Annotated in this window: 11 protein-coding genes; 9 read left to right on the forward strand and 2 right to left on the reverse strand. The window is 41.2% G+C overall.

Annotation, left to right across the window (positions count from 1 at the left end):
* Window positions 1-7: 7 nt before the first annotated feature.
* Complete coding sequence (locus G3R48_RS08045) at window positions 8-2,914, reverse strand: polysaccharide lyase 6 family protein (RefSeq protein WP_228497439.1); 2,907 nt, start codon at window positions 2,912-2,914, stop codon at window positions 8-10.
* Between the two features lie 579 nt (window positions 2,915-3,493).
* Between G3R48_RS08045 and G3R48_RS08055 the strand changes: the two genes are divergently transcribed.
* The 3 genes from G3R48_RS08055 to G3R48_RS08065 all read left to right on the forward strand — a co-directional run bounded on the left by G3R48_RS08055 (window position 3,494) and on the right by G3R48_RS08065 (window position 4,780).
* Window positions 3,494-3,970, forward strand: coding sequence for a DUF3127 domain-containing protein (locus G3R48_RS08055; protein WP_153664410.1), 477 nt, complete (start codon window positions 3,494-3,496; stop codon window positions 3,968-3,970).
* A gap of 97 nt (window positions 3,971-4,067) precedes the next feature.
* Entirely contained in the window at window positions 4,068-4,292 is a 225-nt protein-coding gene (locus tag G3R48_RS08060) for a hypothetical protein (protein ID WP_153664408.1), read from the forward strand.
* 98 nt (window positions 4,293-4,390) lie between these two features.
* Complete coding sequence (locus G3R48_RS08065; RefSeq protein WP_153664406.1) at window positions 4,391-4,780, forward strand: hypothetical protein; 390 nt, start codon at window positions 4,391-4,393, stop codon at window positions 4,778-4,780.
* A 332-nt stretch (window positions 4,781-5,112) separates the two neighbouring features.
* Here the strand turns inward: G3R48_RS08065 and G3R48_RS08070 are convergent, their stop codons facing one another.
* Window positions 5,113-5,997: an ABC transporter substrate-binding protein gene (locus tag G3R48_RS08070; protein WP_153664404.1), complete on the reverse strand. Its 885-nt coding sequence runs from the start codon at window positions 5,995-5,997 to the stop codon at window positions 5,113-5,115.
* A 223-nt stretch (window positions 5,998-6,220) separates the two neighbouring features.
* Between G3R48_RS08070 and G3R48_RS08075 the strand changes: the two genes are divergently transcribed.
* From G3R48_RS08075 to G3R48_RS08100, 6 genes are all read left to right on the forward strand, one after another.
* Window positions 6,221-7,114, forward strand: coding sequence for an ABC transporter ATP-binding protein (locus G3R48_RS08075; protein ID WP_212593272.1), 894 nt, complete (start codon window positions 6,221-6,223; stop codon window positions 7,112-7,114).
* Entirely contained in the window at window positions 7,111-8,094 is a 984-nt protein-coding gene (locus tag G3R48_RS08080; RefSeq protein WP_153664402.1) for an ABC transporter permease, read from the forward strand. Before G3R48_RS08075 ends, G3R48_RS08080 begins: the two co-directional genes overlap by 4 nt.
* A gap of 270 nt (window positions 8,095-8,364) precedes the next feature.
* Entirely contained in the window at window positions 8,365-9,243 is an 879-nt protein-coding gene (locus G3R48_RS08085; RefSeq protein ID WP_228497452.1) for a DmsE family decaheme c-type cytochrome, read from the forward strand.
* A gap of 11 nt (window positions 9,244-9,254) precedes the next feature.
* Window positions 9,255-11,264, forward strand: a complete 2,010-nt coding sequence (locus G3R48_RS08090) for an MtrB/PioB family decaheme-associated outer membrane protein (RefSeq protein ID WP_153664397.1) — start codon at window positions 9,255-9,257, stop codon at window positions 11,262-11,264.
* A 551-nt stretch (window positions 11,265-11,815) separates the two neighbouring features.
* Window positions 11,816-12,502, forward strand: coding sequence for a helix-turn-helix transcriptional regulator (locus tag G3R48_RS08095; RefSeq protein ID WP_153664395.1), 687 nt, complete (start codon window positions 11,816-11,818; stop codon window positions 12,500-12,502).
* Entirely contained in the window at window positions 12,492-13,187 is a 696-nt protein-coding gene (locus tag G3R48_RS08100) for a helix-turn-helix transcriptional regulator (protein WP_153664393.1), read from the forward strand. The genes G3R48_RS08095 and G3R48_RS08100 overlap by 11 nt, the downstream gene beginning before the upstream one ends.
* Window positions 13,188-13,350: the final 163 nt, after the last annotated feature.

A 13,350-nucleotide genomic window follows, 5' to 3' on the forward strand; every position in this document is an offset into this window, starting at 1 on the left:
TTGCAAGTTATTCAGCGTCTTGGTCAGAACGGGTGACTAAACGCACTTCATCGAAATAGCCCACCATGCCAGCTTCTGGCTCGCCTTCATAAGTTAATGAAAACTCATCTAAGCGTACTTCTAGTTCATTACTTGTGAACTGGCTATGCGCATAAATGTCGTCATCGGTTAACTGACCGTCTTTATTGATTTCCATTACCGCAAACACTTCAATGCTTGCGCTTTCACCGGTATTAAACTGAGTTGTCACTTGTTTAAAGCAGCTTTTTACGTTGCCTTGAGGTGCATCGCCAAGATCTTTTACATGGGCATAGCTATCGACAATGGGAGTGCCATCGACTTCACGTGCGCCAAAGTGCAATGAACTTAGTGAGTTTTCACCTTTATTGTCGCAATAATACAGTGAGTAACTCATGTCAGTATGAAGTGGTAACCCACTCACGACTTGGCTTAACCCCGGTAAAGACGTAAAGTCATGATTGGTGCCCGTTTTCTTAAATCTTACTCGCGCCGAACCGCTTTTTTCTGAACCAGTATCAGTAAATGCGCTATCGCCTGAACTCCCCACATCACCTAAACCTGCTGAATCATCTTCATAGGTTTTCCAGACATCACTTTTACCGCTAGCTGTACGGAACTCACCTAAGTTTGCATCGATTAAATTTGCTTTTAAGGTCACGCTGTCAGGTTGAGACAACACAATGTTCGCTTCAGTGGCATCGCCAGAATTAAATGGCATGCTTACCCATTGATATTGACTGTCATCGAGCAACGATTGTTGATGCTCAATCCCTTCAACTTCTAGGCGATAAGCGCCTTTAACAAATGCCGATAACATATAGTCATGCTGCGCCAATAAGCTCACTTTTTGTGTTACATAACCTTGCGCTGAATTGACTTGTGCGCTGCTTTGGCGTGAGAACGCCTGTGCTGGTGTGGTCACTTGTGCGTCGCTATGCAACCAGTGTTGTAAACCATCATCAAATGAAGCGTTAACTATTTCAGTTTCAAGCACAATCGGTTGCGGTTTTTCAAGGTGATAACTTAATGGCCCAACATCGGCATAAGTTAATGGTTTGAACGTGCGCATTTCATCTGTTACTTCATCTGCACCAACGGCCGTGATTTCAAGGCGTTGTTGGCCATCCATATCCAAGGTTACGGCAGCAAAGTCGCCCTTTTCGTAGTTTAATTCACCATCTAAATTAGGTGACTGTTCTGTTGGGCGATATAAGCCATCCTCTGCATGTTTAACAAGCCCAGCATCAATAAAATCAAAGCCTGTTTGCCCTTGTGCAATGGACTCATTGCTTGAGAACGCTTGGCCATAAACAATATTGCCAGCAATATTAGATGCAGTTGGTACACCGCGATCAGTTGCTTTAAATACGGGGCCAATGGCATGGTCAACTAAGTTATTCGCTAAATAAATGTTTGTTGGTTGATGTTGCTTATCGCCACCATCGAAGTTAAAGCTATTTACGCTATCAACAATAGTGTTATGAGCAACATGAACATTTTCAACTTGTTGGTAGCCGTTATTAGCATCACCAGCGCCGTCTGAACCTAGAATAACAATGCCACCGTGGTGAGTGGTATTAAGATAACGTGCGCCATCAATATAGTTATTTGTCACCGTGTGGCTGTCATCGACTAAACGAATACCACCGGAGAAGGGATGACCATCACCAAGGATAAAGTTATGTTCAATTTTAGCGCTATGTCCATGGCGATTAGTCAGTGAACCATGGCTATTACGAATGGTGTTATGGCTAATGACGTTATTTGAGCCTTTATTTGAAATAACCTCCGCTTCACCTTGTATCTGTTCAAATAGGTTACCAATAATAAATGAATTTCCATCATAGTGATGGGTGTCGCTAAGACCGGTACGAATGGCTTCATAATCATTATCGCTGCTGCCAGCGTATAGCTTATCGTCAGCAGGGGCACGGTTAGCAATGTAGTTTTTGTAAATGACAATATCGCGTGCTAGTTCAGCTAACTTAACATCTTCATCCCAAGATGAATCAACCCAGCGGTTGAATGAAATCATCGGGTTTTTAACCGTTTTACCACTCAAAATGCTGTGGTCGACCCAATTTCGTTGTCCATAAAGGTGCATCAAAATGCCAGATGTATTATTGGCGACTGCATCAATAATTGCGACTTCACTAATACGGCAGTCACGACATAAATTATGCGTACCATGACGTGTTTGAATTAACGAACTGTCATAACTGACGCCGTTAAAGACCATACCTTGTAGTTGAACAAAGTCACCAGCCATACTGATTGACACCTTACCCGCAACAATTTTTGCTTGGCCTGCATTTTCAGCAGCAATTTTAATTGGGTTATCCGCCGTGCCTTGACCGCCAAATTTTAATTCAAGGCCATCAGTATACTCACCGTCGGCTAAACATAAGGTGGTGCCTGCTGGCATTTCAGTTGACACGGCTTTTTCTAAACTAGAAATAGAATCAAACACTTCACTACAATTGGTGGTGGCAATTGTGGTCACACCTAGTGGGATCCCGGTTGCTGTAAAGTCAAGATCCTCAGTGATTGGGGGCAATGCACCTTCAGGCGTATCTGGGGTATCTGGCTCAGAAGGCTCAGTGGGTTCAGCGGGCACAATGGGAACCACGGGAATATCTGGCTCTGTTGGTTCAGCGGGCACAATGGGAACCACGGGAATATCTGGCTCTGTTGGTTCAGCGGGCACAATGGGAACCACGGGAATATCTGGCTCTGTTGGTTCAGCTGGCACAATGGGAACCACGGGAATATCAGGTGCAATAGGATTTGCAGGAGAAATCGGCACCATTGGCGATTCTTCAACGTGATTATCGCTGTCATTACAACCGACCAATGCAAGGCTGATGAGTATTGCTAATACACTTTTATTCATATTTCCCCTTCACTTTTTAATTTTAATTTTTTGGCGTAAACATGTTAAGAAAAACGATTTAACAATAAAGTGACCTGTAACAAGTAATTGTATTATTTAATAATTGAACATTATTATTTACATTAAATTGAGTGTTATAACTTTGCGTAAGTTGTTGATTCCTAAAGAGGTGAGTTATCGTTGGTTGTTGATTTAGCTTATTTGTGGTATTTAAGACTTCGATCACATAAGCGTTTGTTTTCATTTTCAAAATAAACTTACTTTGAGAAAAATGATGAGATTTTCTTGATGAAAACGGGGGTTTTTAACCCGTTTTCTAGGTTTGCACTCGGTGGGTTATCAAAGATAATTTAACGCAAAGGTGAATTAAGAGCAGTGTTTTAAATGAAACTGATAATTTAACATTTATTGATTAAAAGACATGTTGATTAGCGGTAAATCACGCTTATTTTGGGTGAATTTTAGCCTTAAACACCTTAACCTTATCTCGATAAGTTAGTCCCAATATTTAATCGGTGTTTTGCGATTAAAAGGCGCTGTATACTGCTTTACATATCAATACCAAAGAGAACGCTATTTATGTCTAAAACTTTTGAAATGACCGGTATCATCCATAGCATGGGTGCAACCACCACCTATGGAAATAACGGTTTCACTAAACGTGAATTCGTCCTTAAAGCTACTGGCGCCGACGAAAACTCAAGCTACCCTAATTATGTGGCGTTTGAATTGATTAAAGAAAAGTGCAGCTTGCTTGACCAATATAATGTGGGTGAAGAACTGCAAGTATCATTTAATATCAGCGGTCGTTTATGGCAAGCACAAGACAAGCCAGAACGTTGTTTTACTAGCTTGCAAGTGTGGCGCATTAACCGCGCGGATCAAAACCAACCCGGTGCGCAAATGCAACAATCTCAGCCAAATTACGATCAATCGTATCAGTCAAACAACCCTGTACCATCGCAACAAATGGCCGCAGCAGCCAATAAGTCTGCGCCGCAGCCAAGTTCCACCTCGTTTTCAAATGACGATTGGGATGACGATATCCCGTTCTAGCTCCCGTATAAAATAAAGGTGTAAGAATAAACACTTTTAATTAGGTAGATACCAGTAACCCAGCATTTTTGTTGGGTTTTTTTATGCTGTTTCGTTAATGATTTGTGGTTTATTCGTCAGCGATAGTAGCTTTAGCGAAGATGGACTGTTAGCACTGGGCAAAGGTAAAAGCCTGGTGTATGGCTTGGATATATGTGAAATGTTGCAACGTAAGTTGCCATTACAAGCAGTGCTGTCTATGACGGTTTGTTGTGCTGCAGAAACGGGAAAACGGTTCCCATGGTTAAGCGAGTTCTTGTCGTGGATAATGACCAAAAGCTGAATAAGTTACTACACACGGAAAATGACTCGAAGCGTTCGCAGTCTTGCGATGAATAACGTATTGTGTTGTTAGTTAATATTAAGTCAGGGAAGATTTTTATGAATAAAAATATCTTGTTAGCGCTTGTTACTATGGTTGGACTCATTGGGTGCAGTGCAACCCAAGAGCCTACTTTCTCGGGGGAAATAGTCGAACTTAAGTCGTCACAATTACATCAATATTGGGAGCATGACTCCTCTCAAATGATAAGGTTATCTGGTCGTCCTGATTGGTTACCCAAAGGCGCAGGAAAAGCTTCATATTTTGTTACCATTGACTCCAATGGCGTGGAGGTGAGTAAAGAACTCATTAACTCAATACCAGAAGGCTGGATGACACAAAAGCTTCTAAATAAAATGCCCAAACAGCAGTATAAAGCCGCTAAAAACAATCCCAATAAAACGCCCGTTAAAGTTAAGATTTTATCTGAAGTTAAGCAAATGAATTAATCAAAACAAATAAGCCAATTAAACGGGGCGGCTGATCGCTTGCTCGATTCGGCCACGTTTTACATTTTAGTCAGCGATTACTCACCGCTTATGTGACGTTAGCTTTAACAAGTATTTATGCGGCCAATGGTCGCATTTTGCTAAAACCCCAATTGTGGTTTTGTTTTTGAACATGCGCGAATATTGGGCGGTGCTGGAAACATCACGATAAATATGACCAACATTAGGATTAGGCCTTGTCCAAATTGTAACGGAGTTGGCCTAGTACCAGATGGCGTATATGAGTACGCTAATAATTTTATTGATTATTGTCATTGGCGCTTACTCGCGCGTTATTGTCCATAAATGGCTTTAGCCAATATTCTTGCCGCGTCGGGAATGCTCGGGCCGGGTTGTTTTGTTATTGCAGAATCAATAAACATGACCTTGTCTTGCTTAACGGCATCCACAAGAGTGGCATTAGGTCTTTGTTTCACTTCATCTATCGTCGTTGTGCCACTGCCCGCTTGAGGGCCTGAAAAACTTGGCCCTTTGGCATTGGGCCAGGTGGGTAGCAACACAATATCTGGATTAGCCTGTACCACTTCGTCCCAGCTCACGGCTGGGGCAGAGCCTTCACGGTTAGAAAAAATGGCTGTGGCTCCCGTTAACTCAATCAGCTCAGTAATATAAGAGTCTTGCCCTGGAACGCATTTATAGAAGTAGTTGATTTCGTAATACACTTTCGGCTTTGGCAAGTGAGCATATTGTTGTTTGATTTGTGCTAACGCTGACTGAATGTTGTGCACTAATGCGGTTGCTTGTTGTTGATGGGCAATGGCTTCACCAAGTTGGATTATTTTGTGGTACACCTCATCTAAGCTGTTACCACTCATGTGAATAACTTTTATACCATGTTGTTCTAGCTGGGCTTTTAAGCCTAACTGCAAGCTGGTGGAGGTTAATACTAAATCGGGTGATACCGCTAAAATAGTCTCTAGATTAATGTCGGTAAAGCCACCTACAACGGCAATTTGGTTGGCTTTTACTCGCTGGGGGATAGCCGCAGGGAAGCGGGCATAACGGGTCACACCCACTAAGGTATCAATCGCTCCTATGTCTGCAACGGTATGGCTCCAGCTTGGTGCCAAAGAGACCACTTTTAATGCTTTGGCCACGCCATCGACGGGTGACAGTACCAAAAAACAAACGGCAATAAATGAACTAATGAAACGCATAAAACCCACGAAGATGTTGAATTTGAATGGGGTTATAGTGCAGTTAAAACTATGCGGAACAACTTTTGATTTTGTTTATGAGGCGAAGTACACAACCTAAGTAAAAAATCTAAAACACTATGACAACCCCCAGTGAATGCGTTGTCGCTTTATGAATAATAACGACTCCAGTTCTAAGTGGGCTAGGTGATGATAACCATCGCACTAGTATTAAGGTGCGCCGGTGTCAGTCATATTAAGTGTAGAAAAACTGAGTCATCAATATAAACAAACTACCGCCATTAATAATGTCGACCTGACCATTACTGCGGGCGAATGTATTGGTTTTTTGGGGCCAAATGGGGCGGGTAAATCAACCTTATTAGAGATCTTAGAAGGGGTGAAAACACCGACTTCTGGCAAGGTGTTGTTTCAAGGTCGTCAGTTGACTAAGCACTATAAGCAGCAAATAGGTATTCAATTTCAGTCAACCAGCCTGCCTGATTTTTTAACGGTTAAAGACACCTTATTGTTGTTTGCCAGCTTTTATCACACCGCATTACCCATCGCGACATTAATTGAAATGTGCCAATTGTCTGAGGTTGAAAATCAAACTCACTACACCTTATCAGGTGGGCAGCGCCAACGTTTATTACTGGCACTGAGTTTGGTTAACGACCCTGAGATATTATTTCTTGATGAACCCACAACGGGCTTAGACCCTCAAGCTCGTGCGCACTTTTGGCAATTGGTTGAACAAATTAAAGCCCAAGGTAAAACCATTATTATAACCACCCATTATATGGAAGAAGCGCAAAAATTATGCGACACGGTGGTGATTATGGACCGTGGAAAAATATTGTGCCGCGGCGCGGCAGCGCAACTGATTAGTGAGCATTTTCATCAACATATTCTCAGTATTCCAATGGAATTACTTAGCACGCCAATGTTGGCTTCAATCAATGCCATGGCCAATTTACACGTTAAACAATCGGCCACTCATTGCTTAATTGAATATAACCATATGGAAGATATTGTAGCGATATTGCGCGAGGTAGAAAATCGCGGCATAACCATGCGCCAACCACATTTAGAAGACTTATTTATGAAGTTAACCGGCAGTGAGTTGCGTGCATGAAGGCATTACTAGCGCTTATTCAAGCGCGAAACTTAGAGTTCTCACGAGACAAGTCTGCCATTGGCTGGTCGCTATTATTTCCCATCATCATCCTCATTGCGCTTGCGTTAGTGTTTGATGATGACAGCCCATCGCTTTATCGAGTTGGTGTGTATGGCCCAAGTACATCCATTGAGGCGGTGTTAAGCCTAAAACATATCGACATTATTCATTATGACGACCTTAGCGACGCCCAATATAAAGTGGCCAGACATCATATTGATGGCTTGGTAAGTGCTGAGCAATACTGGATAAACCCAACCAGTGCTAGAGGGTACATCGTTGAGCAGCTTATTCTGGCTCAAGCCCCCAGTTTGCAAAAAACCGAAATTAGCGGCGAAGCGGTGAGGCATGTTGAATGGTTATTACCCGGCATCATCGGCATGAACATGATGTTCTCAGGCTTATATGGGGTGGGCTATGTGATTGTGCGCTATCGCCGAACCGGCGTATTAAAGCGTTTTCAAGTGACCCCGTTAAGTGCTTGGCAATTTTTATCTTCGCAATTACTTTCCCGTTTATTGGTGATACTGGCCACCGCGGTAATTGTCTTCGTGGTTATTTGCACCTTATTTACCATAGAGATAAAAGGCAGTGCGTGGTTACTGTTGCTGAATATGACATTAGGTACGGCTGCGATGATAAGCATTGGCCTTATGGTGGCAAGTCGAACTCGCTCTGATGAGTGGTGTAACGGTGTATTAAACCTTTTATCTTGGCCGATGATGTTTTTGTCTGGCATTTGGTTTTCTCTTGAAGGCAGCAAAGATTGGGTGAGACTTATTGCCGACATGTTGCCGCTTACCCATTTAAATGACGCCAATCGCGCAGTGATCATTGACGGTGCGGGTATTGTTGCCATTGGCGATCATTTACTGTTTTTAGTCGCCATTATCACGGTGTCATTGTCGTTAGCCAGCTACCGGTTTAAATGGCAGTAATGCGCTAAACCTTACGCCTTTTTAGATAAGGCTGTGCAGTAACACATGTGGCAACAAGGGTATCAAAGGGCTTAAAAACAACAAAATATCACGAGATATCACTAACAGTTTGTTCTTTACTGTTAAAACTCACAGCGTAAAACCACCGCTTTATCGTTAGCCTACATGCTTACTTGAGGTAGTAAAAAACACTCAAGTGGGATGATTAAAATAATTAAAATAGTGGCAGATGATATGAAACAACTAAAACGTGTGAGTCTATTTCTCATCATGGTGACTAGCTTTTTAGCTGGGAGCATTAATGCTCAACCGATTGATAAATTGATTGAAAAGTTTGAACAAGGCGCTTATTCCAAACGCGGTGCTGACGGCTGCCTTATGTGTCATAAACGCGCTGACAAAGTGATGGCTATCTTTGATGGTGTGCATGGACAAGTGATCAATGAATCTAGCGTAATGGCACAATTGCAGTGCGAAGCTTGTCACGGCCCGCAAGGTAAACATCGCGGTAAAAACGAGCCGATGTTGTCTTTTGGTGATGACTCACCGTTAACAGCGCAAATGCAAAATTCAGTGTGTATTGCTTGTCATAATGACACTGAGCGAAACGCATGGCATTCATCAGCCCATGTTGATAATGACATCACTTGCGTGAGTTGCCACCAAGTACATGTTGCTAACGACCCTGTGATGGAAAAACGTGACCAACCTCAGGTGTGTGCTAATTGCCATATAAAGGTAAATGCCGACAGCCATAAACGCAGCAGCCATCCTATTGATAACGGCACTATGCAATGCAGTGATTGCCACAATCCCCACGGTTCAATGAGCGACAGTGATTTAACCGGCTTTAATGTTAATCAAACTTGCTTTAGCTGTCATGCAGACAAGCGCGGGCCATTTTTATGGGAACACGCGCCAGTGATGGAAAACTGTAGTCATTGTCATGAACCTCACGGCAGCGTTAATGAGTCGCTACTTAAATCTCGGGTGCCAGTATTGTGCAAACAATGCCACGCCGGAGACATCCATGCGTCAACTCAACCTGGTGACAACCAAAGTATTCAAACAGGCGGTCAAGGTTGCTTAAATTGTCATAGCCAAATACACGGTTCTAACCATTCTTCTGGCAAAGCATTGCAGTTTTAAAGGATTATCTGATGAAATTTAAATTGAGTGTAGTTTCGCTTGCAGTAGCGAGTATGAGCAGCAGTGCAATGGCGTTTGATTTTGGGGTCACCGCAGCCAATGACGCCCAAGCTAAAAGTGCAAATTGGAAATGTGCCCAATGTGCACCTAAACAAGCCCTTATTGGCAAGGTTGAAATTGAAGCAGGTAATGTCAACCATGACGATTCACACGCTGTTAATACCCTCAAATATAAGGATGGCGCGGCGGCAGGTATCAACGCGAATTTAGTCGTGAATAAACAAGGTTATCGCACCCAACTAGAGACAGATGCGCTGGGGAGTGAACAAGCTCAAGCTAGCATCAAAACCGGTTATGTCGGGCGCTGGTCAGTTGAAGCGCATGTTGACGACAAGCAAAAAAATAGCGCTGATAACGCTCAAAGTCATTGGCATAGCCAAAATGGTGACTTTATTCACAGCGAAGAACCATTGGCACAGTCGTTAGCATTAAACCGTAAAAAGTATCAATTAGGGGCGAATTTTCAGCAACATAACTATGGCAGTTATGTGACCTATTCAACCGAAGACAAAACCGGAAAGCAGCTAAGCAGTGTCAGCAATGGGCATATTATCGCGATGAACCTTGCTGCCCCCGTTGATACGCGCACTCAAAACTTAAGTGCTGGGCTTAGTGTTAAAGGCGATAATTGGTTTTCAGAAATCAATTATCAAGGCAGTTGGTTTGCTAATAATATTGACTCGTTAACCTTGGCTGATAGTGAATACTTAAGCGTGTCACAACCTGCGGATAATCAGTCTCACTTTGTCAGTATGTTGGGGCATTATCGCTTTACTGACACCTATGTCAGTGGCCGAGTGGTCACTGGCAACATGGTACAAAAAAGTGAACTTATTACTTTTAGTGGTAGTGCTGAAAACTCTGCACAGGCACATGTTGAAGTCGATACCCTTGATGCTAATCTCAAACTGTCTACCACCGCGGTTGCAGGGCTTCGGATTACAGGCGCTATTGATTATGCCGAGCGAGATAATCGCAGTGATATCAATCAATATGAGCAATTTCGCTTCAATAGTTTAACGGCTGAATTAGTGGAAAATAGAACCTATGACACCACTCGTGCAGCTTATAAATTGAGCGGCAGCTACCCGTTAGCTAAAGGTCAAAAGTTAGATGCGGGAATAGAGCGCGTTGATACCAAGCGTACTGAGCAAGACCGTGAAAACACCCATGATAATTTATTGTGGGCACAATGGCGTACAAGCGCATGGTCTAAATGGGATATTCGCTTAAAAGCCAGTTATGGCGACAAAGGTGGCTCGGCATTTTTATATGATGACGCCGCGGCAACCAACGAAGGTGAATTAATGCGCAAGTATTATTTAGCCGATAAAAAAACCACTCGAGCCGATATATTTACCACGCATATGCCAATCGACAGTTTGTCAATTAACATGCAAGCGCATTACGCCATTGATGACTATACCAACACGCAAGTTGGTCTAGTTGAGTCAATCGATTACGGTGTACAAGCGGGGTTAAATTGGCAAACCAATGATGACGTTAGTATAAATGTCGATGGTGGATACCAATGGATTGATAACCAACAAGCCAGCGCCCGCAATAATTATGCAAGTTACTGGCAAGCCGATACTGCTGAAGAGTTTGGTTTTGCAGGGCTTGGTTTTACTTATACTGGTTTGAGCGACTTTGGGTTAACCATCGGCGGGGATTATCATTATGCGTTGTCATTTAGTGACAGCCAAACTGAGGGGCAAGATATCTTTGGTTTGTATGAATCAAGCAGTCATCATGCAACTTTATATGCCAATTATGGTTTATCAAGCACCATGACCTTAGGGTTACGTTATGAAGTGGAGCGTTATAAAAGTGCTGACGATACCCAGTTGCCTACTGAATATTACCCCGGTAGTGGGCCAACAGGATTAACAACATTAGGTGAACTAAACCACGATTATACGGCGCACTTAGTGATGGCTAGCTTTCGTTATCAATTTTAGCGACTAGCTAAAATAGCTAGGGGTGCTGAATTATTTGAAAGGTGGGTAAACATATCTCAGAGGCTTATAAAAAGCGATAACATGGCTTGTCTTGTTATCGTTTTTTTTATGGATACTTAATTTGTTAAATTAAGCCCTGATTAAATGGTATATACCCATTGATGATATTTAATAATAAATGCATTCGTTGACTATTTATTCAATAGATTGTATTGCTTGTTAGTGTGCTTTTTTGAAAGCTAATAAGTTAATTTGAGCGGTTGCTATATTAATGAAAACTAATTGATTGAGCAGGTAGCTTGTTTTTATGATAGTTGTTTAAGTGATGATTTTTAATGTGTTTATAGCGAGTAATATCACGGTGTGATGCCGGGTTTTATGCTGGCTAATATACGCTGTAATGATTGTTGTAAGTTGTTTTATAAATTAAATTTTATTTTGTTTTGATGTTTTTGTAAATAATTTAAAGAGTGTGAGGTTACTCATGTTTGCACTTCTAATGTTAAAAAAAGCTTAAGTTTTAATTAATTGTTTTTATGTAAAATTTATATATGAAAACGGTATTAGAAAAAGAGCTCAACGAAATAGCAAAAAAATTTGGCGCGGAAAAATGCGCAGTATTTTTCCGTTTAAATTCTGATGAACAACCTGTCGAAGTTAAGACATCGATAATGACAGTGGTAGTGAATGATCGTAACGCTGAAGACGAAATGTGTTTAGAATATTGTAATACATTTAAAATGAGCGCTAAGTCATTATCTTTATCAAAGCAAAATACCAGTAAGTTTGTATTCAGAAAATCGTTTTCCTCTTTAGGCACTAATGTATTGTCAATTGATATTCCGTTACTTATTGCTGAAAGAATTTCCGTACGCTTTATTTTTTTATCTAGTCATAGTTTTAACCAGGAACTAATTGAGCAAAGTGATTTTGCTCAAGCTAAATTGCTCAATTGCGCGCTTTTTTTGAACAATAAATACAGCCTTATTTCGAACATGTTACTTGATTGCGGTATGCTTAATCCTAAGTTACTCAATATTATTAGCATGGTTGCCAATGGTACTTCTCGAGATGATATTTCTGAAATAATGAACTTGTCTGTTAGAGGTGTCGATTATTATATCGACATGGCTAAACAAATTTTTGACGCAAAAACAATGCCTGAGCTGGTGTACATAGCCAGTCAATACGGTTTAATACATAACGTATCTATAGAGCGTGTCTGTAATGAAGCTTAGTACTATTCTTGCTGAATTTTCAAGCCATTATGGTATTTGCGATACCATGTTTGCCTTGGATATCAATAACGAAAAAATGTTCAATAGCTTAGCTAAAATCAAAAAAACACCTTCAAGAAGTAACATTCTTTCCAGCTCGTTAAATGCCAGCCAATACAGTATAGAAAGCAGAAAAAAGTGGTCTAAAGTTGATCCCAATTTGCAAATGTCTTTGACTAACCCAATGCACCATTGGGATTACAGCTCTTGGCCTGAAGAACAACATAGCCCTCAAGATTCATTAACCAAATATGGTTATGAAACTAAAGTGTCGGTTGAAACACCGTGCATGTTAAATACCAATTGGATTGGCCGATTCTATTTGGTGACTAAAAATATTGATCAATTAGAGAATCCGCGTTTTATTAAAAAGATTGACAGTGACTTACGGGATATTCATTACATGATCATGACAAAGGAAATGAATTATTTAAATCCATTTTCTGATTACCGAGTTATAAAAGAACGCGACAAGAAAATATTAGCCATGATCTCTCAAGGGCGCAGCCGCGAACATATTGCTAATGAATGTTATTTAACCCCTCGTGGGGTAGATTATTGTGTGCAACAACTTAAAAAGAAGTTAGGGGCAAGTAATTATGCTAACTTGATTAAAATAGCCTCTCAAAACTACCTTATTGAATAAAAAGGTTGTTAAATAACAATAATATTGAATGCTGTTAACGTGTTTTTTAATGGTGAGTCACTTTTCGTTTTGCGACAGTATTTTTCGTTTTTTATTTTACGATATTAACATGACCAATGCATAATCGCCTTTATTCTCTATGGCCTCTATTCCGTCTTTACTG

Source organism: Shewanella intestini, assembly GCF_018221465.1.
GTDB classification, from domain to species: Bacteria; Pseudomonadota; Gammaproteobacteria; order Enterobacterales; family Shewanellaceae; genus Shewanella; species Shewanella intestini.

Coding starts and splice junctions, on each gene's coding strand:
- G3R48_RS08045 (WP_228497439.1), bottom strand. CDS start 2,914: ATGAATAAAAGTGTATTAGCAATACTCATCAGCCTTGCATTGGTCGGT.
- G3R48_RS08055 (WP_153664410.1), top strand. CDS start 3,494: ATGTCTAAAACTTTTGAAATGACCGGTATCATCCATAGCATGGGTGCA.
- G3R48_RS08060 (WP_153664408.1), top strand. CDS start 4,068: ATGATTTGTGGTTTATTCGTCAGCGATAGTAGCTTTAGCGAAGATGGA.
- G3R48_RS08065 (WP_153664406.1), top strand. CDS start 4,391: ATGAATAAAAATATCTTGTTAGCGCTTGTTACTATGGTTGGACTCATT.
- G3R48_RS08070 (WP_153664404.1), bottom strand. CDS start 5,997: ATGCGTTTCATTAGTTCATTTATTGCCGTTTGTTTTTTGGTACTGTCA.
- G3R48_RS08080 (WP_153664402.1), top strand. CDS start 7,111: ATGAAGGCATTACTAGCGCTTATTCAAGCGCGAAACTTAGAGTTCTCA.
- G3R48_RS08085 (WP_228497452.1), top strand. CDS start 8,365: ATGGTGACTAGCTTTTTAGCTGGGAGCATTAATGCTCAACCGATTGAT.
- G3R48_RS08090 (WP_153664397.1), top strand. CDS start 9,255: ATGAAATTTAAATTGAGTGTAGTTTCGCTTGCAGTAGCGAGTATGAGC.
- G3R48_RS08095 (WP_153664395.1), top strand. CDS start 11,816: ATGAAAACGGTATTAGAAAAAGAGCTCAACGAAATAGCAAAAAAATTT.
- G3R48_RS08100 (WP_153664393.1), top strand. CDS start 12,492: ATGAAGCTTAGTACTATTCTTGCTGAATTTTCAAGCCATTATGGTATT.